A 22163-nucleotide genomic window follows, 5' to 3' on the forward strand; every position below is an offset into this window, starting at 1 on the left:
CACAAGAAACGGGAGCCAGCAACCATATTTAGCAAACTTAAAGTTACATACGAATAACAATTGATCTAGATCATCTCTACTTTCAAGTCACAAATTACTATGGTTACATCATTCAGTAATGAGTGATGAATCTCCTCAATAGATCAGTTGGCAGCTAATTGTTGCGCCGAGGCAATCTGAATTGCCTCGGTTTTTCTTTTTTAAGTGACGTACGTCTTTTTCCAATTATAATCTCCCTATCCCAAACCGTTTCTTGATATTTATGTCTGAAGAATTTGACAATGATTTTTCCTTCCAGGAGATGATGGGAGATGTTAAACCTCTCCATCACGACACTGCTGTTCATAAAAAGTCTCATACTGCTGATGAAAACCATCTGCTGAGACAATTGGCAGCAGTAAGTATTGAAGAAGAACTACCCGAATACTTAACGCTTGATAATGCCCCCATGCTAAAGCCTGACGACATTATCGAGTTTAAACGTAGCGGTGTACAAAATGGCGTTTATCGTAAATTGAGGCTGGGCAAGTACCCAATTCAAGCCAAGTTAGATCTGCATCGCAGAACCCTAACCCAAGCACGAGACGAAGTTGTACACTTCCTTAAGCAATGCTTAAGGCTAGAAGCAAGAACCATCATCATAGTGCATGGCAAGGGTCATAACTCAAACCCACCAGCACTAATGAAAAGCTACGTAGCTTTTTGGCTACAACAAATTAATGAAGTACTTTGTGTTCATTCAGCTCAAGCCTTTCACGGTGGAAGTGGCGCGATCTATGTAATGCTGAAGAAGAACGAAGAAAAAAAACTAGAGAACCGAGAACGTCACCAAAAACGTCAAGGTTAACTCAAAACAGAGAGAACTATGTCTGATAACGCAAAGCGACTAAATAAATTCATCAGTGAAACTGGCTTCTGCTCTCGTAGAGAAGCGGACAAACTGATAGAACAAGGCCGAGTAACCATTAATGGTAAAGTTCCAGAGATGGGCACAAAGGTCACTTCAGAGGATGAAGTTCTTGTTGATGGCAATCCGCTACGAGCAAAGCGTAAGGCTATCTACATTGCACTGAACAAACCTACAGGCATTACCTGTACTACAGAGCGCGATATCCCTGGAAACATTGTCGACTTTATTGGACACAAAGAGCGTATTTTCCCGATTGGACGATTGGACAAACCCTCTGACGGCCTAATTTTCTTAACCAATGATGGCGATATTGTAAATAAGATCCTTCGTGCAGGGAACAATCACGAAAAAGAGTATGTGGTCCGTGTTGATAGACCTATCACTCCTGAGTTTTTAAAGAAGATGGCAAGTGGCGTGTCTATTCTGGACACAGTGACTTTACCATGTGAAATCACCAAAGAGTCTGAATACAGCTTTCGTATTGTCTTAACACAGGGCCTAAATCGCCAGATTCGACGCATGTGTGAAGCGTTAGATTACCGTGTATTCAAACTACGCCGAGTGCGTATTATGAATATCACCATCGATGGTATTCCCAACGGCAAATGGCGCTACTTAAGCGACGATGAGGTGCGAACCTTACTTGAACTTAGTGGCGACTCTGTGGGAACGGAAGAGGCATCGATAAAGGATGCTCAGGGACGACATATCAGGAAAGCCACTGATGCTAAGCTTTACGATAGCCGCGAAGAAAACCAGGTATCCAGAGCCCGCCGCAATCGCGATGAGCAAAAACAGGTATTTGATGGCAAGTTTACCCCTAGCAGACATAGACCAAAGGGAAAACCGTCTTCAGGTCAGTCATCAGGTAATAAGAGTTACTCAAAGCCGACTAATCCTGCAAAGCCAAGTGACAGCAATAAGCCTCGAGTGAAAGGTAAATTGAGCCTGAAGAAGTAAAAGTAGATAGCTGTCAGCTGTCAGAATGTTTATCAACACGAATTTTGCTTCGACACCTAAACTCAAACTCTGTTACCTAACGCAGTAAGATTCCCGCTAAAATCATGCGGGAATGACTGTGCTTCTTCTGGCTTTCAGCTGTCAGAGTGACCGTTTACTTGTGACATCAAGACCCTTTATTTCGGCTATAAAATCTACTGCCTCTCATCCTTAGGCGAGTCCATCACCACCATAGTAGTAATGGATTTCACGTATTCACACTCCCCTAACACATCGGCATGAATGTATTTATACGAGGCCAAATCTTTCGTCTCGATTCGCAATAGGTATTCATTAGCGCCTGTAATGTTATGACACTCAACAACTTCTTCTACAAAACGTACATGATCTTCAAAGGTATTCTGTGCTTTCTTGCTGTGAGATGAAAGCCCTATCGACACGTAAGCAACGAAACCCACGCCAAGCTGTGCACTATCAAGAAGTACTCTATAACCTTTAATTACTCCTTTTCGTTCGAGATCCTGAACTCTTCGCAATGTTGCTGAAGCGGATAAACCGACTTTCTCTGCCAATTCAACATTGGCTACTTTTCCACTCTGCTTTAATTCGTGCAATATTCTTTCGTCAAACTTATCCATAGCGCACTCAGATTGTTCAATTTGGTTCATTACTACTAATATAAGCAAAACTATTGCTCATTGCTCCAATTAAAATTGTTCTCTCGATTCACGATAGAAGATTTAATCATGGAACTGCATCATTTAGGCGCACTGCTACTATTTGCACTTGTATCCACATCGACTCCAGGCCCAAACAATATAATGTTGATGAGTTCTGGTGCTAATGTCGGATTTAAAAAAACCATCCCCCACATGCTCGGGATTACGATAGGATTTGCAGTAATGCTGATCTTGGTAGGTGTTGGATTAATTAGCGTTTTTAATGCGTATCCTCAAAGCCACACCATACTCAAATATGTGAGCCTCGGGTATTTACTTTACTTGGCTGCGAAGATAGCCACCAGCGGTAAGATAAAAGAACAAAGTTCTTTTACACCGATGAATTTTATAAGTGCGGCATGCTTTCAATGGGTAAACCCAAAAGGATGGTCAATGGCATTGACTGCTATCGCGCTGTTTAGTGCGACAGGCGCTTGGTGGGAACTGTTAATCATTGCAGGGATGTTTACCTTAGCCAATATCCCATCTGTCACTCTGTGGACATTAGCCGGCACTCAACTACAACGTTGGCTGACTACAACGATACGAATTAAAAGCTTCAATGCAATCATGGCATCATTACTTGTGTTATCTGCTGTTTCGATGCTCTAGCGTTATTCGCTTAGAGGAATGAATTGGCCTTGCACTTGCTCAACTAATCGCTGTGGATTGATCTCAATTTCTAGCCCTCGCTTACCGCCACTAATACAGATGGTCGCTTGGTGCTCAGCACTTTGATCAATAAACGTTGGTAAGCGTTTCTTCTGAGCTAACGGACTGATTCCTCCAACAAGATAACCAGTGATTTTTTGTGCCAATGTAGGATCTGCCATTACTGCCTTTTTAAGCTTGTTTGCCTTGGCGGCAAGCTTAAGGTTTAGCTTTTTTTTAACAGGGACAACAGCAACCCCTAAACCTTGAATGCTGCCATCCACTGAGAATAATAGAGTTTTAAACACCTGCTCCGCTGGCTTTCCCGTTGCCTCTACAGCCTCTAAACCGAAGCTTTCATGGTTTGGGTCATGCTTATATTGATGAAGTTCAAAAGGTACCTTGTTCTTTTTCAATAAACGTACAGCAGGTGTCATGTTTCTCTCTTAATTTACTGGTAACGAACTTCGCCATTTGGCTCGTATAGAGTTACGTCTAGTGGACTATGGCTCTCAAGATACTCTTTAAGAACCTCAGCATCAACGAATCCAGTATCGACATAACCAGAGTGGCCGGTTATCACAGGGTAGCCATCACCACCTGCAGCGTTGAAACTAGGGATACTAAAGCGATACATCTCGTTAGGGTCAATCGCTTTTCCGTCGACAATCACATCAGTAACACCTTTGCTAGTCACTGTCATTGAAATACCAGCAAACTGAGCATAAGCACCTGAGTCTGTAGGTTTCAACGCTACAACATTGAGGTAATCCAATACTTCAACACCCGTCATATCAACATAGGTCACAATATTGCCAAACGGCTGAACCGTTAGCACATCTTTATAAGTGATATTGCCCTGTGCAATTGAATCTCGCACACCACCTGAGTTCATTACCCCAAAGTCAGCTTTTGCACGAGTCATGTGCGCAGTGGCAATCAAGCGTCCTAGATTGGTTTGCTCAAATCTAACCTTATTGCGGTCGCCCTCTAGTTTGCCGTTTGACTCGGCAATCTTCACATTTAGCTTTGCCTGACCTTGCTCTTGATATGGGGCTAAGAAATCTTCGATATCTGAATCTTGCTCAATTTCTTCCCCTACGATGACACGTTCTTTCTTACCATCGACTTCAACCTTTTTAGTCAGGTTGATAGGTACAAGCTCATAGTGAACAAGGTTCAGTTCACCATTTTCATACTCATAATCGGCACGTCCTACATACTTACCCCACTCAAAGGCTTGCATAATCCAGGTGCCGTTTTGTTGATCAGGTTGACACTCATCACCAGGTTTAAATTGCTTCTTAACCAGATTAGGCCCTTCCATACAAACGGGCTCTTGCGAATGTCCACCTATCACCATGTCTAGAGCTCCCGTAGGAAGATAGCGAGCTAATGCCACATCACCCGGAGCATTGCCTCCATTGTTACCGTCTTGATAGTGACCCATATGAGTCACAGCAATAGTGATATCCGGCTGCTCGGACTGCTCTATCTCTGCTAGCAATTGCTTAGCTTCAGGTTTTGGATCTCTGAAATCGAGAGATTGGATATATTCTGGATTACCGATTTTAGCTGTGTCTTCGGTGGTTAATCCAATGACGGCTATCTTCAAGCCTTCTTTCTCAAACATCTGATAAGGCTGGAATTTGCGTGTTTGACTTTCTTTGTCATAAATATTGGCAGACAGCATAGGAAACTCAGCCCACTCTTGCTGCTTTTCTAGAACAGATAATGGATTATCAAATTCATGGTTACCCAACGCCATTGCATCATAGCCGAGTAACGTCATGCCTTTGAAATCTGGCTCTGCATCCAATAGATCCGATTCTGGAACACCTGTATTAATGTCACCACCGGAAAGGAGCAATACAGCGCCACCTTCAGATTCTACTTCCTCTCTGATTTGATCGATAAGCGTCTTTCTTGCCGCCATACCTAGCTCACCATATTTATTTGGCCAGAACCGACCGTGATGGTCATTGGTATGTAAGATTGTCAGCTTTTGAACGTCGTTGGTTTCAACAACATTATCTGAAGCACAGCCTACCGCAAGCGTACCGACAGCGACTGCTAAAACTAGCGATTTCATTTTTAACCGTTCCATGTATTTCTTTCCAATGAAATGTATTCGCACAAAAAATAGCAACAAAAAAACGGGCTTGCGAATGCAAAGCCCGTTTTTACTATAACTATCACAATGTTAGGTAGTAAAACCTAATTGATATCGATTTGAGCAAAGCTCTTAATCAAATCATCCAGCGATTTCATTTGTGCCAAAAATGGTTCTAATTTATCTAAAGGTAGAGCCGAAGGACCATCACAACGCGCTTTATCTGGATCTGGATGCGCTTCAATAAACAAGCCAGCAATACCGGTAGCAAGACCTGCTTTAGCTAAATCTACCGTCTGCTCACGACGACCACCAGACGCAGCACCACTTGGATCTCGCATCTGTAGTGAGTGAGTCACATCAAAAATGATAGGGCTACCGCTTGATACCTTTTTCATCACGCCAAAGCCCAGCATATCAACAACTAAGTTGTCATATCCCATGCATGCACCACGCTCACACAAGATAATTTTTTCATTGCCACACTCAGCAAATTTATCAACGATGTTACCCACCTGGTTTGGACTCATAAACTGCGGCTTCTTCACATTGATCACAGCGCCAGTTTTTGCCATTGCTTCAACAAGATCCGTTTGACGGGCTAAGAAAGCAGGAAGCTGAATAACATCAACCACTTCTGAAACAGGCTGAGCTTGCGCTTCAGTATGCACATCCGTAATGATTTTTACACCGAACGTAGACTTCAGCTCTTCAAAGATCTTCATTCCTTCTTCTAGGCCTGGACCACGATAAGAGTGCACTGAGCTGCGGTTTGCTTTGTCAAACGAAGCCTTAAATACGTAAGGGATACCTAAGCGATCCGTTACTTCAACATAGTGTTCACATGCACGCATTGCGAGATCGCGTGACTCAAGAACATTGATCCCACCAAATAGTGTGAAAGGCTTATCATTGGCTACTGAAATATCACCAACCTGAACTACTTTTTGTTCCATGTGTATCTCTCTTTATTTTTGAAGCTAGTGTAAAACCACTGGCTCGTCGTCAATTGATTTTAATTGCAGCTTAAGCATGTCTGCTGCGGGATCATTAGGACATTTCTCAATGAAAAACTCATAATCTTTACGTGCAATCTGGAAGCAATTGAGCTGCTGATATATGAAGCCTCTGTCACGAATTTCATACGGGTCTTCAGGTACCAAGCTAAGCGCAAGGTTGCTACACTCCAAAGCTTGAGTATAGCGTTCCTCGCGCATAAGAGCGCCCTTTAGCACACCTAGCCAACGCCCGATAATGGTAGAAGTATCCGCTATCGACAAATGCTCTGGTTTAAGCATCGCAGCATTACCCTCAGCGCCTTTAAGCCAAGAGAGCAAGGTGTGTTTGGCAACATACTCTCCATTGAAAGGGTTTACATAATCAGGCTTCATATCTGGCCATTTAACCACTAGCAAAAACTGAGTTGGAAAACTTACTCCTTCAATAGGAAAACCGAGTTTACGCCCTAAATACAGCAGTAGTGCACCAAGACTGACCGGAATCCCCTTCTTACGTTGTAGAACCTTTTCTACAAAAGCATTCTCAGAAGAAAAGTAGTTTTCATAATCTCCCTGAAAGCCCCATTCTTGATAGAACATACGCAGCAAGGCGTCAAAGCGCGCTTTCTCATTTGTTTCTCTCGATAAAACCTGTTCAGCTTCATCAAGCATTTTTTCTAATTGCAACTCAACCCAAGTAGCATTAATGCTAGGATCAACCTGAGAGCAAAGACGTAAAGCGCCTTCAACCAACTCTAAATCTTCAAGACCGTTAAACCACAGATCTGACATTGTTTACCCCATAAACATTGGCATTTTCGTCATACCAATCTTGAATGCCATCAATAGCCACCCCATAGCGCCAAGGAAAGCAAAGCCACGTAGTAATTGGTTTTTACCCATACGCAGTGCAAACACACCCAGCGCAATGTATGCCAATATCGCAGTAAATTTCTCAGATAGCCATTCAGAACCAGGCGCAAATGGAACCCAGCCAGTCACAAACAGCAGCATGATGCCAGATAAGATCAGCAAGCCATTTACGGCATGTGGTACAACTTTAATGAATGTCTTGTTTTGTAACGGTGACTTAGTCACCATCAAGATATACTGAGTCAGAAATAATCCTGCGCTCAGTGCTATCAACATTAGATGAATGTGCTTTAATGCAACGTACATTAATTTCTTCCTTTAAATTGGCCTAAGGTCACTCTATCTTGACCGGCATAGTCTTGTTCAGTAGACACGGACTCATAGCCCATCTCTGTGAGAATTTGTCGTGTTGCTTCGCCTTGATCATAGCCGTGCTCCATGAGCAGCCAACCATTATTCGCAAGGTACTTCGTTGCATGCAATGCAATATGCCTAAGATCTGCCAAACCATGATCCTTAGCCACTAGTGCGGAGTCCGGTTCAAAGCGAACATCCCCTATTGCTAAATGTGGATCTTGCTCATCAATATAGGGTGGGTTTGATACGATGACCTGAAATGGCCCCTCATTAACGACGGGTTCAAACCAACTACCATGCAAGAAGCGAGCATTACGAATGCTCAATTGACGTGCATTTTCTGTCGCAAGAACCTGAGCGTCTGCCTGAATATCAACACCGATAAACTCAAAGTGAGGACATTCTGACGCTAAGGCTAGCGCTATAGCGCCAGTGCCAGTGCCAAGATCTAACCCTTTACCCGACTCTGGACCTATTTTATCTAGTGCTAACTCAACCAAGCGTTCCGTGTCTGGACGCGGAATCAAAGTAGTAGGAGACACTTTTAAAGGTAGCGACCAAAACTCTCGCTCACCTGTAATATAAGCAACAGGCTCGCCACTCACACGGCGCTCTATCAAAGCATTAAATACTTCATTCTGCTCTTCTGTCAGCGCTTTCTCTGGCCATGTTAACAAGTAACTACGAGGCTTCTTTAGCACATGACAAAGCAGTACAGACGCATCAAGCTTTGCTGAATCAGCGCCGGATTCTGTCAATAAGAGAGTCGCTGCAACGAGCGACTCTTGAATACTAGGCAAAGACACGAATTAGCCGTGCTCAGACAGTGCAGCTAACTGATCAGCTTGGTGCTCAGTCATAACAGGGTCGATAAGCGCATGCATATCACCTTCCAATATCTCGTTTAGACGATAAAGAGTCAGGTTGATACGGTGATCAGATACACGGCCTTGTGGGTAGTTGTAGGTACGGATACGGTCACTACGGTCACCTGAACCCAGTAAGTTACGACGAGTATCAGAAACCTCGGCTGCACGCTTCGCCTCTTCCGCCTGAATAATACGAGCCGCTAGCACAGACATTGCCTTCGCTTTGTTCTTATGCTGTGAACGCTCGTCCTGACATTCAACCACAGTGCCTGTTGGCAAGTGAGTAATACGAATAGCAGAGTCAGTGGTGTTAACGTGCTGACCACCCGCGCCAGAGGCACGGAAAGTATCAATTTTAAGATCGTTTGCTTTAATCTCAGGCAGATCTGCTTCAGGGATCTCAGGCATGATCGCAACGGTACATGCAGAAGTATGCACACGACCTTGAGATTCAGTCTCAGGAACACGCTGTACACGGTGACCGCCAGACTCAAACTTCATTGTGCCATAAACACTGTCACCAGAAATCTTAGCGATCACTTCTTTATAGCCGCCTTGCTCTGATTCGTTGGCGCTCATGACTTCAACTCGCCAGCCTTTCTTCTCCGCAAACCTAGAGTACATACGGAAAAGGTTGCCAGCGAAAATACCTGCTTCATCACCACCCGCACCAGCGCGGATCTCAAGGAAACAGTTGCGCTCATCGTTTGGATCTTTAGGTAACAGTAAGATTTGTAGCTCATCAGTCAAAGACTCGATGTTTGCTTTTGCATCTTTGATTTCTTCCTGAGCCATTTCTTTCATCTCAGGATCATCTTCGTTAGCCATTTCTTGTGCCGCTTCAAGGTCTTCTTGAGCTTGCTGATAGGCTTGGAAGCACTTAGTTACTTCCTCTAGCTGAGAATACTCTTTTGATAGCGCTCGGAACTTGTTTTGATCACCAATAACATCGGGATCACCAAGCAGGTGCTGAACTTCTTCGTAACGCTCAACCAGCGTTTCTAACTTCACTAAAATCGATGCTTTCATATTCTTCTTAAATTAGTTAAAGGTCTTCAAGACCTAGGCTCTTTCTCAATACAGCCAAATCATCCAACTCACCCTTCTCTGCAGCCTCTTGAAGCGCCTTAGTTGGGGTATGGATAAGCTTATTGGTCAATTTGTTGCTTAACTCTAGTAATACTTTTTCGGGATCACCACCAGTGTTCAAAGCTTGCAAGCTCTTAGCAAGCAAGTCTTGTCTTATCGTGTGAGATACACGGCGATAATCTCTAATGCTTTCTACTGCTTTTCGAGAACGCAACCAACTTTGAAACTCTTTACTCTCAATACCAATGATTTTTTCAGCCTGAACCGCTTCAGCTCTGCGCTGTTCAATATTCTGATCAATGATGGACTGTAAATCGTCGACAGTATAAAGGTATGCGTCGCTTAACTCTGACACCTCCGATTCAATATCACGAGGGACTGCAATATCGATAAACAATATCGGCTTGTGTCGACGAGATTTAAGCGCACTTTCAACCATCCCCTTACCAATAATGGGCAAAGGACTTGCCGTTGAGCTGATCACTATGTCTGCTTGTGCCAGCGCGGTAGGGATCTCGCTTAAGCTCACTACTTGCGCATCGAACTGCGATGCTAAACCTGCAGCTCGCTCCTTGGTTCGATTAGCTACCGTCATTTGTGTGCATCCATTATCAGACAAATGCTTGGCAACTAATTCAATGGTTTCACCAGCACCTACTAGCAGTACTCGTGAGCGATCTAAAGACTCAAAAATATGTTTTGCTAGGGTGCAGGCTGCATAAGCTACGGATACTGCATTGCCACCAATATCGGTTTCAGTACGAACACGCTTAGCAACAGAGAAAGCCTTTTGAAAAAGCTTATCTAGGTTACCTTGCACTGCCTCATGCTCTTTTGCGTCAGCGTAGGCTTGCTTTACCTGCCCCAATATTTGGGGTTCGCCCAAAACAAGAGAGTCCAGCCCGCAAGATACTCGCATTAGATGCTGGATAGCTAACTCATCACTATGTGTATAGATACTTGGCTTTAAATCACTATCATCAACCTGGTGGAAGTCAATCAACCAATCAACAATATCGCTACTTGCCTGCGCATCGACATCAACATAGAGCTCTGTGCGGTTACACGTAGATAAGATCACGCTGCCGCTGACCACAGGCATTGATTGCAACTGCTGCAAGGCATCGCTCATCTTATCTGGAGAAAACGCGACTTTTTCTCTCAGTTCCACCGAAGCGGTATTGTGATTGATTCCTATGGTCAATAGAGACATGGACTACTTAGACATGGACAAAACAAAACCGCAATTTTACTTGAACCACTACAGCAATAAAAGAGGCTTTATTGTATCATTGGCACAAACCTTGAATCAGAACTCTCATTCTTGCCATGCAAATGACTCAAATATCCCTTTTTTCTAAATGGTTGGTTAGGTTTACGCCAATTGTGTTGATTTCACTTTTGTTTGGCTGTGAAACGACACAGCACATACCTACGCACAGCGTGGAGTATCAAGATCATCAGCAAAAACTTTCTGCTCTGACTCATTTTCGCATTACAGGAAAGCTCGGCTATATAGATCCAACCCAGCGCCAGAGCCTTAATTTCCATTGGAAGCAATCTCCCGAGAAAAGTGAACTACGTCTGTCGACGTTTTTAGGTAAAACCGTTCTAAATCTGGTGATTGACGACGAAGGAGCTAAAGTCACCGACATTGATGGCAATCGCTACTTCGACAAAGATGCTGATCTACTTTTCTATCAGTTAACCGGAATGCGCCTACCCATTGTGTACATGCAAGACTGGATTAAAGGGCAACCTACCGCGGCAGATAACTTCCAGGTAGCCGACAACGGTACATTGCTTTCTCTACAGCAAACTCGCGGAGAGCAAACTTGGTTGATGGATTATAAAGGCTACCAAGAAGAGAATGATGTCATTCTTCCAAATAAAATGACTCTATCTCGTGATCCTATTAAGTTAAATATTGCTGTTAGTAAGTGGGAGATCCAATGATAACCACAACGACTACTTGGCCCTCTCCCGCCAAGCTTAATCTTTTTCTCTACATTACGGGTCGCCGCGCAAATGGCTACCACGAACTACAAACCTTATTTCAGTTCATTAATTTTGGCGATGAACTCACCATTACGGCTAATAACAGTGGAAAGGTTACTGTCACCCCTGAGCTTACAGGTGTGCCAGTAGAACAAAATCTTATTTGGAAAGCCGCAACAGCCTTAAAAGCACACTCGCAATGTCAATTTGGTGCCGATATCCACATAAAGAAAGTTCTTCCTATGGGAGGCGGTATTGGTGGCGGTTCTTCAAATGCCGCGACGACTTTGGTTGCGCTTAATTATTTATGGAATCTGGATGTTCCCCTGCCAAAATTAGCCGAGATTGGCTTAAAATTAGGTGCTGATGTTCCTGTATTTGTGCAAGGATTTTCTGCCTTTGCTGAAGGTGTGGGTGAGAATCTGACCCCAGTTACCCCTGCAGAAAAGTGGTATTTAGTCGTAAGACCGGACGTTAGCATCGCCACTGTAGATATTTTTACTCATCCAGATCTGACGCGAGACACCAAAAAACGTACCTGGAATGAACTAGATAGCAGTCCTTACGAAAACGATTGCGAAAAAATAGTGCGTTTACTATACCCAGAGCTTGATAAGCAACTTTCATGGCTGTTACAATACGCGCCGTCAAGATTGACGGGGACAGGATCTTGCGTTTTTGCTGAGTTTGATACTCAATTTGAAGCGGAAACCATATTAAAACGACTCCCTGAAAATACAACAGCATTTGTTGCACAAGGAAACAACATTTCTCCTTTGCACCTGACATTGGCGCAGTTTACTGCCCAAACACTACCCAATTAACTGGACGCAACCTTGAGGTTTCCACCGTGCCTGATATGAAGCTATTTGCTGGTAACGCAACACCTGAACTAGCCCAACGCATTGCTGATCGCCTATACATTTCTCTAGGTGATGCTACTGTAGACCGTTTTTCTGACGGCGAAGTCGCTGTACAAATTAATGAAAACGTTCGTGGTAGCGATGTATTTATCATCCAATCAACGTGCGCACCTACCAATGACAACCTAATGGAATTGGTGGTAATGATCGACGCTATGCGTCGTGCTTCTGCTGGCCGTATTACAGCTGTAATCCCTTACTTCGGCTATGCTCGTCAAGATCGCCGCGTACGCTCTGCTCGTGTGCCAATCACAGCTAAAGTAGTCGCTGACTTCTTGTCTAACGTTGGTGTTGACCGCGTTCTTACAATCGACCTACACGCTGAACAGATTCAAGGTTTCTTCGACGTGCCGGTAGACAACATCTTCGGTACTCCAGTACTGCTAGAAGATATGGCAAACCGTGGTCTAGAAGATCCTGTCGTTGTTTCTCCAGATCTTGGTGGCGTTGTACGTGCTCGTGCTACTGCTAAAGCGCTTGGTGACATCGACATCGCTATCGTAGATAAGCGCCGTCCACGTGCTAACGTTTCAGAAGTAATGAACCTAATCGGTGATGTTGAAGGTCGCGATTGCGTGATCGTTGATGACATGATTGATACTGGTGGCACTCTGTGTAAAGCAGCTGAAGCTCTTAAAGAGCGTGGTGCTAAACGTGTATTTGCATACGCAACTCACGCAGTGTTCTCTGGTAATGCCGCTAAGAACATCAAAAACTCAGTGCTTGACCAAGTCATCATTACTGACTCAATCACACTAAGCAAAGAGATGGCAGCAACCGGTAAAGTTACTCAGCTAACTCTATCTAGCATGCTTGCTGAAGCAATTCGTCGCATTAGCAACGAAGAGTCAATCTCAGCGATGTTCAGCCACTAATTACTGCTGACATCCGGTTCAATTGAACCTAAATAACTTTGAAAATCCCGGTACTTAGTAATAAGCACCGGGATTTTTTACTCTTAGCCATGTTGCGTGCTATCATATCGCGCTTTTTATTGTCACCTACATTTACGAGAGTCAAATCTTGAGCCAAGAAATCAAACTACTTGTCGGTCTGGCGAATCCGGGTCCTGAATACGCTAAAACACGTCACAATGCAGGCGCTTGGGTCGTCGAAGAATTAGCTCGTGTACACAATGTGACATTAAAAAATGAGCCTAAGTTTTTTGGACTTACAGGCAGAATTATGGCAAATGGCCACGATCTGCGTTTATTAGTCCCGACCACCTTTATGAATCTATCCGGGAAATCTGTTGCGGCACTTGCTAAGTTTTATCAGATAAAACCTGAAGAGATAATGATCGCACACGATGAACTAGACTTACCTCCTGGTGTAGGAAAGTTCAAAAAGGGCGGCGGTCACGGTGGCCACAATGGACTAAAAGACTCCATTAGCAAACTTGGCAATAACAAAGAATTTTACCGACTACGCATCGGCATCGGCCATCCAGGTCATAAAGACCATGTAGCTGGCTATGTATTAGGCAAAGCTCCAGCTAAAGAGCAAGAATGTCTTGAAGCCGTAGTCGACGAGTCCGTACGCAGTTTAGATATATTGCTAAAAGACGGTTTAACTAAAGCACAAAATCGCTTACACACGTTCAAAGCAGAATAAGGTTTTAATCATGGGTTTTAAATGTGGCATCGTTGGTCTTCCAAACGTTGGTAAATCAACTCTTTTCAATGCTCTAACTAAAGCAGGTATCGAAGCGGCAAACTTTCCGTTCTGTACCATCGAACCAAACACAGGTGTTGTACCTGTGCCGGATCTACGCCTTAATGCACTGGCTGAGATTGTTAATCCTCAAAAAATCCTACCAACAACAATGGAATTTGTTGACATAGCAGGCCTAGTTGCTGGCGCATCTCGTGGTGAGGGCTTAGGTAACAAATTCCTAGCTAACATTCGCGAAACTGATGCTATCGGTCACGTTGTTCGCTGTTTTGAAGATGAGAACATTGTCCACGTATCAGGCAAAGTATCACCAATCGAAGACATCGAAGTGATCAACCTTGAGTTGGCAATGGCGGATCTAGATAGTTGTGAACGCGCTATTTTCCGTAACACCAAAAAAGCGAAAGGTGGAGATCAAGACGCTAAATTTGAGCTTGCTGTGCTTGAGAAGCTACTGCCAATTTTAACTGAAGGCGGCATGGCTCGTACTGTTGAGTTAACTAAAGAGCAGATTTCTGCCGTTGATTACTTAAACTTCTTAACCCTTAAGCCAACCATGTATATTGCCAACGTAGCTGAAGACGGTTTTGAAAATAACCCATACTTAGAACTTGTTCGTGAGTTCGCAGCAAAAGAAAACAATGTTGTTGTTCCAGTATGTGCGGCTATTGAATCTGAAATGGCTGAACTTGATGATGAAGATCGAGCAGAGTTCCTTGCCGATATGGGCATTGAAGAGCCGGGTCTAAACCGTGTTATCCGCTCGGGTTACGATCTACTGACACTACAGACTTACTTCACTGCAGGTGTTAAAGAAGTTCGAGCTTGGACAATTCCTATTGGTGCTACAGCTCCACAATCTGCTGGTAAAATCCACACCGATTTTGAAAAAGGCTTCATCCGTGCTGAAATCGTTGGTTACGATGATTTTATCCAATTTAAAGGTGAAAGTGGCGCTAAAGACGCAGGCAAATGGCGTCTAGAAGGCAAAGATTACATCGTTAAAGATGGTGATGTTATTCATTTCCGCTTCAACGTCTAATCAAGTTTATCGTCGCTAAACATTGATTAAGCTTTGATTGAAAAGATCGCTTCGGCGATCTTTTTCATTTTGCGTTCATTGCAAAACTATATAGAAACTAACGCGCCCTGCTCCAACTACACCTTAAATTACTCAAATTATGTTGTCGGTTTGTGTTTAATTCTTAATGCATTTTTGAATAAAAACGGGACGCTTTGTTTAAAAAAAGTTCGAACGCGCTATAAGTAGCAAAATCTTCAAAAAAACTATTGACGGTTTCCGGGGATATACGCATAATGCGCTCCGTTCTCGACACTGTCTAACAGCGCTTGAGAATGGCAATATGGTAATGGCTACTTAGCTCAGCTGGTTAGAGCACATCACTCATAATGATGGGGTCGCAGGTTCAAATCCCGCAGTAGCCACCATTTCCTAATTGCTTTCGACTTCAAATTGATTTTGAGAGTAATAAGGAAATGTGCGGACGTGGCGGAATTGGTAGACGCACCAGATTTAGGTTCTGGCGCCGCAAGGTGTGAGAGTTCAAGTCTCTCCGTCCGCACCATTATTTAGATATCTTGCACGATATCATTGTTGGGCTATCGCCAAGCGGTAAGGCACTGGCTTTTGATGCCAGCATTCCCTGGTTCGAATCCAGGTAGCCCAGCCACTATTTATTTCGTGGTTTTGTTAAAAAATCATTGGAAATAAAGCGAGATTGGTTTATCCTCACTCGCTCAAAATTAAAGTGGCTACTTAGCTCAGCTGGTTAGAGCACATCACTCATAATGATGGGGTCGCAGGTTCAAATCCCGCAGTAGCCACCATACAATGTTACTTAGACAAACCATAAGTCTTCTTAACTACACTCTTCGCTAGAGTAAAAGCTTTGCTGCGGTCGTGGCGGAATTGGTAGACGCACCAGATTTAGGTTCTGGCGCCGCAAGGTGTGAGAGTTCAAGTCTCTCCGACCGCACCATTATTTAGATGTCTTAAATGATATCACTGTTGGGCTATCGCCAAGCGGTAAGGCACTGGCTTTTGATGCCAGCATTCCCTGGTTCGAATCCAGGTAGCCCAGCCACTATTCAAGTGGTTGCTCTTATTAGAAGAGCACACAACGTTATTGAGACTCTCCAATCATCTCTCTAACTACAAAATTGCTGCGGACGTGGCGGAATTGGTAGACGCACCAGATTTAGGTTCTGGCGCCGCAAGGTGTGAGAGTTCAAGTCTCTCCGTCCGCACCATTATTTAGATGTCTTAAATGACATCACTGTTGGGCTATCGCCAAGCGGTAAGGCACTGGCTTTTGATGCCAGCATTCCCTGGTTCGAATCCAGGTAGCCCAGCCACTATTCAAGTGGTCGCTCTTAATAGAAGAGCACACAACGTTATTGAGACTCTCCAATCATCTCTCTAACTACAAAATTGCTGCGGTCGTGGCGGAATTGGTAGACGCACCAGATTTAGGTTCTGGCGCCGCAAGGTGTGAGAGTTCAAGTCTCTCCGACCGCACCATTATTTAGATTTAAAGTGTATTTACTCTTTGAATAAAGGCTACTTAGCTCAGCTGGTTAGAGCACATCACTCATAATGATGGGGTCGCAGGTTCAAATCCCGCAGTAGCCACCATACAATGTTACTTAGACAAACCATAAGTCTTCTTAACTACACTCTTCGCTAGAGTAAAAGCTTTGCTGCGGTCGTGGCGGAATTGGTAGACGCACCAGATTTAGGTTCTGGCGCCGCAAGGTGTGAGAGTTCAAGTCTCTCCGACCGCACCATTATTTAGATGTCTTAAATGATATCACTGTTGGGCTATCGCCAAGCGGTAAGGCACTGGCTTTTGATGCCAGCATTCCCTGGTTCGAATCCAGGTAGCCCAGCCACTATTCAAGTGGTTGTTCTTATTAGAAGAGCACACAACGTTATTGAGACTCTCCAATCATCTCTCTAACTACAAAATTGCTGCGGACGTGGCGGAATTGGTAGACGCACCAGATTTAGGTTCTGGCGCCGCAAGGTGTGAGAGTTCAAGTCTCTCCGTCCGCACCATTATTTAGATGTCTTAAATGACATCACTGTTGGGCTATCGCCAAGCGGTAAGGCACTGGCTTTTGATGCCAGCATTCCCTGGTTCGAATCCAGGTAGCCCAGCCACTATTCAAGTGGTCGCTCTTAATAGAAGAGCACACAACGTTATTGAGATTCTCTAATCATCTCTCTAACTACAAAATTGCTGCGGTCGTGGCGGAATTGGTAGACGCACCAGATTTAGGTTCTGGCGCCGCAAGGTGTGAGAGTTCAAGTCTCTCCGACCGCACCATTATATAGTGAACCCGTCTTTTGGACGGGTTTTTTATTGTCTGTAGAAAAGACCAGCAAAAAGGGCGAAATACTATCGACGCCCTTTCCTCTCTGCAATTAAAACTCTATAACCCCAAGGCATACCTCAATGCTTGATGCTTGAGAGGACCCGCACTATCAGCCAGTTTTAGCCCCGCATTTCTCAGCATTTTTACTGGGCCTAGATTATTACTAAAACCGACATAAAACACGTCCATAGCAGTTTGCATTATCAAGTTATCAGCCTTTCTTAATTGTTGATATTGCTGAAGATTATTTAGAGAGTAATCGCTGTCTTTTAGTGTTGCCAACAGTGCAGCAGCATCTTTAAAGCCAAGGTTCACACCCTGACCTGCTAATGGGTTTATGGTATGGGCCGAATCTCCTACCAGCACTACACCTTCTTTATAATAGTGTTGCGCATGGCGACGCTTAAGAGGAAAAGAAGCACATTCCTTTACTGTGATATGACCTACTCTCTTGGGAAAACATCGTTCTATCTCTGCTTGTAACTCTTCAGCATTCAATTGAGCAAGTTGCTTAATGCGCTGCGGCGAATCATACCAAACCAAACAGCCTTTACCTTCTCCCATAGGTAAGTACGACCTAGGGCCGCTTGGAGTAAACCATTGCCAAGTCACATCGATATCAAGGCAGTTCGTATCAACATTTATTAGCATACAATCTTGGCGGTAGTCCCATGCAGTCACACCAATCCCAGCGATTTGTCTCACTTTTGAGTTAGCACCATCCGCCCCAACCACTAAGCTAGCGGTTAACACATCGCCAGATGACAACTCTAAGAGCTTGCCTTGCTCATTTCGGTTCATGCTGACTAATGAATCGGGGCAATAAAAGGTGACGTTCGAGTAATCGCCTAGAGCTTGCCAAATACCCAACTGCAATACACGATTCTCAACCATATAACCTAGCAAAGTTAAATCTAGGTCAGCCGCATCAAAGCGTGTACAGCAATTTTCAAGCTCCCAGGTTTCTAGGCCAGAATAGGGAAAAACTCTCTTACTTTGAATATGTGGCCAAGCCCCTAACTGCTCCAAAAGATCAACGGAGCTTTTTGATATGGCAGATATTCGGATATCCAAATCTTGTGAATGTTCAAAAGATTTAGGTTGGTAGCCCTCTACAATCGCAACTCGCTTACCTTGCTTTGCCAAGCCGAGTGCTGTTGCTGCCCCAACCATGCCTCCGCCTATCACCGCTACATCAAAATGCATGTGTGCCACCCTTTATCCTTAAATAACATTGTTTATGCCTTTTAATTAATTGTACTGAAAAGCGTCTAGCAATTCCTGTACAGCAACTCAATTACTATCTACTTCTTGGTTTATTTGTCTTTGCTTCTCCTATTTTTATTAAATCCACAGAAAAGCAGCTCAATACAAACAATGCCTTACCCTGCAACGGGTGAAATTTAAGCTTGAGAGCTAGTCATAGCCTCATTTAGTCAGTACAATACGCGGCTCTCCACGATTATGCGTGGTGAAATACTGAGCACTATAGCCAGTTGAAAAGTGATTAATTAACACGAGTGTGAATGCAATGAGTAAGAAACTTCTGATCAAAACCTGGGGTTGCCAGATGAACGAATACGATTCATCAAAGATGGCTGACCTGCTTAATGCCGCCAATGGATTTGAGCTAACAGAAGATCCTAAAGAAGCGGATGTATTACTACTAAATACCTGCTCTATTCGTGAAAAAGCACAAGAAAAAGTGTTCCACCAGCTTGGCCGTTGGAAGACTTTAAAAGACACTAAACCAGGTGTGGTTATCGGTGTTGGTGGCTGTGTTGCGACTCAAGAAGGCGATCATATCCGTCAACGTGCCCCTTACGTTGATGTTATCTTTGGCCCACAAACACTGCATCGACTTCCAGAGATGATCAAGCAATCTCAAAACGATCATGCTCCTGTAATGGATATCTCTTTTCCTGAAATCGAGAAGTTTGACAACTTACCTGAGCCTCGCGCTGAAGGTGCTACAGCGTTCGTTTCAATCATGGAAGGCTGTTCTAAATACTGCACATATTGTGTTGTGCCTTATACTCGTGGTGAAGAAGTTAGCCGTCCAATGGACGATGTTCTATTTGAAATCGCACAACTTGCCGAGCAAGGTGTACGCGAAGTAAACCTTCTTGGTCAAAACGTAAATGCCTACCGCGGTCCAACGCACGATGGTGATATTTGTTCGTTCGCAAACCTGCTGCGACTTGTAGCGTCAATTGATGGTATTGACCGAATTCGCTTTACGACCAGTCATCCACTTGAATTTACTGATGACATCATTGCAGTATATGAAGACACTCCAGAACTCGTTAGCTTCCTGCACCTACCAGTGCAAAGTGGTTCTGACCGCATCCTAACTATGATGAAACGTCCTCATACAGCAATCGAATACAAATCAATTATTCGTAAACTGCGAAAAGCTCGTCCTGATATTCAGATCAGTTCAGACTTCATTGTTGGCTTCCCTGGTGAGTCTGACCAAGACTTCCAAGACACAATGAAAATTATCCGTGACGTTGATTTTGATATGAGCTTCAGCTTTGTCTTCTCTCCTCGTCCTGGTACGCCTGCAGCAGATTACCCATGTGATTTGACGGAGCAAGAGAAGAAAGAGCGTTTGTACGAGCTACAGCAAACGGTTAACGCACAAGCTATGCGTTACTCTCGTCAAATGCTAGGCACAGTGCAACGTGTGCTAGTAGAAGGTCCATCGAAGAAAGATCTGATGGAGCTTCGCGCACGTACAGAAAACAACCGCGTAGTGAACTTTGAAGGTAATGCTGACCTAATTGGCCAATTCGTTGATGTGAAAATCACAGACGTGTTCGCTAACTCTTTACGTGGCGAACTTGTTCGCACAGAATCAGAAATGGACCTTCGTATCGCTGTCTCTCCAACTGAGATGATGACAAAGACACGCAAGGAAGATGAATTAGGTGTAGCGACATTTACACCTTAAAGTAACATACAGCTATACTGAAAGAGTCCACTAGGAATCTCCTAGAACTCTTTCAGTACAGTAAATGCGAGGCACCATTGAGCAATAAAATTGTTACCCTAGAGATCGACCTAGAACCAGCAAATAATCACCGTCTTTCTAGCCTTTGTGGCCCATTTGATGACAACATCAAACACCTAGAACGTCGTCTTGGCGTTGAAATCAACTATCGTGGCAACCACTTCTCCATCGTTGGCCAACCTCATACCGCCTCTGCGGCGCTAGATATCGTCAAAAGACTTTACGTTCAAACAGCACCCGTTCATGGCAATATCCCGGATATTGAGCCAGAACAGATCCACTTAGAAGTGAAAGAAAGTGGCGTTCTTGAGCAGGCAGCCGAGGTTGAATTCTCTCACGGTAAAGAAGTTTTTATTAAGACTAAAAAGGGTGTGATTAAACCTCGCACTCCAAATCAGGCTCAATATCTGATGAATATAGTCACGCACGACATCACCTTTGGTGTTGGTCCTGCTGGTACAGGTAAAACCTATCTAGCTGTTGCAGCTGCCGTGGACGCACTAGAGCGCCAAGAGATCAGACGTATCTTACTGACTCGCCCTGCGGTAGAAGCCGGTGAAAAATTGGGTTTCTTACCTGGCGATCTAAGTCAAAAAGTCGACCCTTACCTTCGCCCTCTTTATGACGCACTATTTGAAATGTTAGGTTTTGAACGTGTAGAAAAACTGATCGAACGTAATGTCATTGAGGTCGCTCCTTTAGCCTATATGCGCGGTCGTACTTTGAACGATGCGTTTATTATTTTGGATGAGAGCCAGAACACCACCATCGAACAGATGAAGATGTTCTTGACCCGTATCGGCTTCAATTCGCGCGCCGTTATCACCGGCGACGTTACCCAGATTGATTTACCTCGCGGTGCTAAATCGGGCCTTCGTCATGCTATCGAAGTGCTTTCTGAGGTAGACGATATCAGTTTCAACTTCTTCTTAGCGGATGATGTTGTACGACACCCTGTTGTCGCACGTATCGTGAATGCCTATGAAAAGTGGGAAGTTCAAGACCAGAAGGAAAAGAAAGCGATTGATCAACGTCGTCGCCAAGAACGTGAAGAGCGTGAAGCGAAACTTGTCGCAGATGCTGCACTTCAATCTCAGCAACAATCACAACTTGTGAGCAAATAATGGCCATTTACCTGGACCTACAATTGGCTGTAGAAAATGACAGCCAGTTGCCTTCAGAGCAGGACTTTCAGTCTTGGCTTGATTATACGTTAACGCAATTTCAGCCAGACTCAGAACTCACTATTCGTATAGTTGATTCTGAAGAGAGCCACCAGCTTAATCACGATTATCGTGGTAAGGACAAACCAACCAACGTGTTGTCCTTCCCATTTGAGGTCCCACCTGGCGTAGAAATAAATTTGCTAGGGGATCTTGTCATTTGTAAGCAAGTGGTTGAAGATGAAGCTGCTGCGCAGCAAAAAACTCTGACTGCGCATTGGGCTCATATGGTGGTGCACGGTAGCTTACACCTACTCGGCTATGACCATATTCAGGACGAAGAAGCCGAAGAGATGGAATCTCTAGAAACTGAAATTATGCAAGGATTAGGTTTTGACGATCCTTACCTTGCAGAAAAACAGTAATCCCAATATAAAGATACAGTGAGCTA

21 protein-coding genes and 15 tRNA genes are annotated in these 22163 nt (G+C 44.1%); 26 read left to right on the forward strand and 10 right to left on the reverse strand.

What is annotated here, in order from left to right; genetic code table 11:
* Positions 1 to 262: 262 nt before the first annotated feature.
* Together smrA and rluF are read left to right on the forward strand one after the other, a co-directional pair.
* Positions 263 to 847, forward strand: coding sequence for a DNA endonuclease SmrA (gene smrA, locus OCU48_RS09765; RefSeq protein WP_141345972.1), 585 nt, complete (start codon positions 263 to 265; stop codon positions 845 to 847).
* A gap of 18 nt (positions 848 to 865) precedes the next feature.
* On the forward strand, positions 866 to 1870 hold the full coding sequence (rluF, locus tag OCU48_RS09770) for a 23S rRNA pseudouridine(2604) synthase RluF (protein ID WP_141345970.1): 1005 nt from the start codon (positions 866 to 868) through the stop codon (positions 1868 to 1870).
* Positions 1871 to 2064: 194 nt separating this feature from the next.
* Here the strand turns inward: rluF and OCU48_RS09775 are convergent, their stop codons facing one another.
* Complete coding sequence (locus OCU48_RS09775; protein WP_141346140.1) at positions 2065 to 2508, reverse strand: Lrp/AsnC family transcriptional regulator; 444 nt, start codon at positions 2506 to 2508, stop codon at positions 2065 to 2067.
* Positions 2509 to 2616: 108 nt separating this feature from the next.
* Between OCU48_RS09775 and OCU48_RS09780 the strand changes: the two genes are divergently transcribed.
* Positions 2617 to 3201, forward strand: coding sequence for a LysE family translocator (locus tag OCU48_RS09780; protein WP_141345968.1), 585 nt, complete (start codon positions 2617 to 2619; stop codon positions 3199 to 3201).
* 2 nt (positions 3202 to 3203) lie between these two features.
* On the opposite strand, the gene ybaK is transcribed toward OCU48_RS09780, so the two are convergent.
* The 8 genes from ybaK to hemA all read right to left on the reverse strand — a co-directional run bounded on the left by ybaK (position 3204) and on the right by hemA (position 10752).
* Positions 3204 to 3677: a Cys-tRNA(Pro) deacylase gene (ybaK, locus tag OCU48_RS09785; RefSeq protein ID WP_141345966.1), complete on the reverse strand. Its 474-nt coding sequence runs from the start codon at positions 3675 to 3677 to the stop codon at positions 3204 to 3206.
* A 14-nt stretch (positions 3678 to 3691) separates the two neighbouring features.
* The gene (ushA, locus tag OCU48_RS09790; protein ID WP_141345964.1) at positions 3692 to 5332 is read right to left on the reverse strand and encodes a bifunctional UDP-sugar hydrolase/5'-nucleotidase UshA; all 1641 of its coding nucleotides are present in this window, start codon (positions 5330 to 5332) and stop codon (positions 3692 to 3694) included.
* Positions 5333 to 5457: 125 nt separating this feature from the next.
* Positions 5458 to 6309: a 3-deoxy-8-phosphooctulonate synthase gene (gene kdsA, locus OCU48_RS09795; protein ID WP_141345962.1), complete on the reverse strand. Its 852-nt coding sequence runs from the start codon at positions 6307 to 6309 to the stop codon at positions 5458 to 5460.
* A 24-nt stretch (positions 6310 to 6333) separates the two neighbouring features.
* Positions 6334 to 7143, reverse strand: a complete 810-nt coding sequence (locus OCU48_RS09800; protein WP_141345960.1) for a SirB1 family protein — start codon at positions 7141 to 7143, stop codon at positions 6334 to 6336.
* Between the two features lie 3 nt (positions 7144 to 7146).
* Entirely contained in the window at positions 7147 to 7530 is a 384-nt protein-coding gene (locus OCU48_RS09805) for a SirB2 family protein (protein WP_141345958.1), read from the reverse strand.
* Positions 7530 to 8387, reverse strand: a complete 858-nt coding sequence (gene prmC / locus OCU48_RS09810) for a peptide chain release factor N(5)-glutamine methyltransferase (RefSeq protein ID WP_141345956.1) — start codon at positions 8385 to 8387, stop codon at positions 7530 to 7532. Before prmC ends, OCU48_RS09805 begins: the two co-directional genes overlap by 1 nt.
* A 3-nt stretch (positions 8388 to 8390) precedes the next feature.
* Complete coding sequence (prfA, locus tag OCU48_RS09815) at positions 8391 to 9479, reverse strand: peptide chain release factor 1 (RefSeq protein WP_141345954.1); 1089 nt, start codon at positions 9477 to 9479, stop codon at positions 8391 to 8393.
* A gap of 16 nt (positions 9480 to 9495) precedes the next feature.
* Positions 9496 to 10752, reverse strand: coding sequence for a glutamyl-tRNA reductase (gene hemA, locus OCU48_RS09820; RefSeq protein ID WP_141345952.1), 1257 nt, complete (start codon positions 10750 to 10752; stop codon positions 9496 to 9498).
* A 173-nt stretch (positions 10753 to 10925) separates the two neighbouring features.
* Between hemA and lolB the strand changes: the two genes are divergently transcribed.
* The 20 genes from lolB to OCU48_RS09920 all read left to right on the forward strand — a co-directional run bounded on the left by lolB (position 10926) and on the right by OCU48_RS09920 (position 17484).
* Entirely contained in the window at positions 10926 to 11495 is a 570-nt protein-coding gene (gene lolB, locus OCU48_RS09825; protein WP_244312315.1) for a lipoprotein insertase outer membrane protein LolB, read from the forward strand.
* Positions 11492 to 12361 carry a 4-(cytidine 5'-diphospho)-2-C-methyl-D-erythritol kinase gene (gene ispE, locus OCU48_RS09830; protein ID WP_141345948.1) on the forward strand — a complete coding sequence of 290 codons (870 nt, stop codon included), beginning with the start codon at positions 11492 to 11494 and terminating at the stop codon, positions 12359 to 12361. The genes lolB and ispE overlap by 4 nt, the downstream gene beginning before the upstream one ends.
* Positions 12362 to 12387: 26 nt before the next feature.
* Complete coding sequence (locus tag OCU48_RS09835; protein WP_017027129.1) at positions 12388 to 13335, forward strand: ribose-phosphate pyrophosphokinase; 948 nt, start codon at positions 12388 to 12390, stop codon at positions 13333 to 13335.
* Positions 13336 to 13483: 148 nt separating this feature from the next.
* Positions 13484 to 14074 (forward strand): aminoacyl-tRNA hydrolase, encoded by a 591-nt coding sequence (gene pth, locus OCU48_RS09840; RefSeq protein ID WP_141345946.1) that lies wholly within the window; start codon positions 13484 to 13486, stop codon positions 14072 to 14074.
* A gap of 10 nt (positions 14075 to 14084) precedes the next feature.
* Positions 14085 to 15176, forward strand: coding sequence for a redox-regulated ATPase YchF (gene ychF / locus OCU48_RS09845; RefSeq protein WP_141345944.1), 1092 nt, complete (start codon positions 14085 to 14087; stop codon positions 15174 to 15176).
* Positions 15177 to 15506: 330 nt separating this feature from the next.
* Positions 15507 to 15583 (forward strand) — tRNA-Met (locus OCU48_RS09850).
* A gap of 52 nt (positions 15584 to 15635) precedes the next feature.
* Positions 15636 to 15720, forward strand: a tRNA-Leu gene (locus OCU48_RS09855).
* A gap of 30 nt (positions 15721 to 15750) precedes the next feature.
* Positions 15751 to 15825, forward strand: a tRNA-Gln gene (locus OCU48_RS09860).
* 80 nt (positions 15826 to 15905) lie between these two features.
* Positions 15906 to 15982, forward strand: a tRNA-Met gene (locus OCU48_RS09865).
* Positions 15983 to 16049: 67 nt separating this feature from the next.
* Positions 16050 to 16134: transfer RNA gene (locus tag OCU48_RS09870), tRNA-Leu, on the forward strand.
* A 30-nt stretch (positions 16135 to 16164) separates the two neighbouring features.
* A tRNA-Gln gene (locus OCU48_RS09875) sits at positions 16165 to 16239 on the forward strand.
* A gap of 81 nt (positions 16240 to 16320) precedes the next feature.
* Positions 16321 to 16405 (forward strand) — tRNA-Leu (locus tag OCU48_RS09880).
* 30 nt (positions 16406 to 16435) lie between these two features.
* Positions 16436 to 16510: transfer RNA gene (locus OCU48_RS09885), tRNA-Gln, on the forward strand.
* 81 nt (positions 16511 to 16591) lie between these two features.
* Positions 16592 to 16676: transfer RNA gene (locus tag OCU48_RS09890), tRNA-Leu, on the forward strand.
* 37 nt (positions 16677 to 16713) lie between these two features.
* Positions 16714 to 16790, forward strand: a tRNA-Met gene (locus tag OCU48_RS09895).
* Positions 16791 to 16857: 67 nt separating this feature from the next.
* Positions 16858 to 16942: transfer RNA gene (locus OCU48_RS09900), tRNA-Leu, on the forward strand.
* A gap of 30 nt (positions 16943 to 16972) precedes the next feature.
* Positions 16973 to 17047: transfer RNA gene (locus OCU48_RS09905), tRNA-Gln, on the forward strand.
* 81 nt (positions 17048 to 17128) lie between these two features.
* A tRNA-Leu gene (locus tag OCU48_RS09910) sits at positions 17129 to 17213 on the forward strand.
* A gap of 30 nt (positions 17214 to 17243) precedes the next feature.
* A tRNA-Gln gene (locus OCU48_RS09915) sits at positions 17244 to 17318 on the forward strand.
* An 81-nt stretch (positions 17319 to 17399) separates the two neighbouring features.
* Positions 17400 to 17484 (forward strand) — tRNA-Leu (locus tag OCU48_RS09920).
* Between the two features lie 106 nt (positions 17485 to 17590).
* On the opposite strand, the gene OCU48_RS09925 is transcribed toward OCU48_RS09920, so the two are convergent.
* Positions 17591 to 18748, reverse strand: a complete 1158-nt coding sequence (locus tag OCU48_RS09925; protein ID WP_141345525.1) for an FAD-dependent oxidoreductase — start codon at positions 18746 to 18748, stop codon at positions 17591 to 17593.
* A gap of 316 nt (positions 18749 to 19064) precedes the next feature.
* On the opposite strand from OCU48_RS09925, the gene miaB reads away from it, so the two are divergent.
* From miaB to ybeY, 3 genes are all read left to right on the forward strand, one after another.
* Positions 19065 to 20489, forward strand: coding sequence for a tRNA (N6-isopentenyl adenosine(37)-C2)-methylthiotransferase MiaB (gene miaB / locus OCU48_RS09930; protein WP_141345524.1), 1425 nt, complete (start codon positions 19065 to 19067; stop codon positions 20487 to 20489).
* 77 nt (positions 20490 to 20566) lie between these two features.
* The gene (locus OCU48_RS09935; protein WP_141345523.1) at positions 20567 to 21673 is read left to right on the forward strand and encodes a PhoH family protein; all 1107 of its coding nucleotides are present in this window, start codon (positions 20567 to 20569) and stop codon (positions 21671 to 21673) included.
* Positions 21673 to 22137, forward strand: a complete 465-nt coding sequence (ybeY, locus tag OCU48_RS09940; protein WP_141345522.1) for an rRNA maturation RNase YbeY — start codon at positions 21673 to 21675, stop codon at positions 22135 to 22137. The genes OCU48_RS09935 and ybeY overlap by 1 nt, the downstream gene beginning before the upstream one ends.
* Positions 22138 to 22163 lie beyond the last annotated feature (26 nt).

This window comes from Vibrio inusitatus, from assembly GCA_024346935.1.
Classification (GTDB): Bacteria; Pseudomonadota; Gammaproteobacteria; order Enterobacterales; family Vibrionaceae; genus Vibrio; species Vibrio inusitatus.

Bases quoted from the DNA above. Each gene is read 5' to 3' on its own strand.
- smrA (WP_141345972.1), top strand. From the start codon at position 263: ATGTCTGAAGAATTTGACAATGATTTTTCCTTCCAGGAGATGATGGGA.
- rluF (WP_141345970.1), top strand. From the start codon at position 866: ATGTCTGATAACGCAAAGCGACTAAATAAATTCATCAGTGAAACTGGC.
- OCU48_RS09775 (WP_141346140.1), bottom strand. From the start codon at position 2,508: ATGGATAAGTTTGACGAAAGAATATTGCACGAATTAAAGCAGAGTGGA.
- OCU48_RS09780 (WP_141345968.1), top strand. From the start codon at position 2,617: ATGGAACTGCATCATTTAGGCGCACTGCTACTATTTGCACTTGTATCC.
- ybaK (WP_141345966.1), bottom strand. From the start codon at position 3,677: ATGACACCTGCTGTACGTTTATTGAAAAAGAACAAGGTACCTTTTGAA.
- ushA (WP_141345964.1), bottom strand. From the start codon at position 5,332: ATGAAATCGCTAGTTTTAGCAGTCGCTGTCGGTACGCTTGCGGTAGGC.
- kdsA (WP_141345962.1), bottom strand. From the start codon at position 6,309: ATGGAACAAAAAGTAGTTCAGGTTGGTGATATTTCAGTAGCCAATGAT.
- OCU48_RS09800 (WP_141345960.1), bottom strand. From the start codon at position 7,143: ATGTCAGATCTGTGGTTTAACGGTCTTGAAGATTTAGAGTTGGTTGAA.
- OCU48_RS09805 (WP_141345958.1), bottom strand. From the start codon at position 7,530: ATGTACGTTGCATTAAAGCACATTCATCTAATGTTGATAGCACTGAGC.
- prfA (WP_141345954.1), bottom strand. From the start codon at position 9,479: ATGAAAGCATCGATTTTAGTGAAGTTAGAAACGCTGGTTGAGCGTTAC.
- hemA (WP_141345952.1), bottom strand. From the start codon at position 10,752: ATGTCTCTATTGACCATAGGAATCAATCACAATACCGCTTCGGTGGAA.
- ispE (WP_141345948.1), top strand. From the start codon at position 11,492: ATGATAACCACAACGACTACTTGGCCCTCTCCCGCCAAGCTTAATCTT.
- ychF (WP_141345944.1), top strand. From the start codon at position 14,085: ATGGGTTTTAAATGTGGCATCGTTGGTCTTCCAAACGTTGGTAAATCA.
- miaB (WP_141345524.1), top strand. From the start codon at position 19,065: ATGAGTAAGAAACTTCTGATCAAAACCTGGGGTTGCCAGATGAACGAA.
- ybeY (WP_141345522.1), top strand. From the start codon at position 21,673: ATGGCCATTTACCTGGACCTACAATTGGCTGTAGAAAATGACAGCCAG.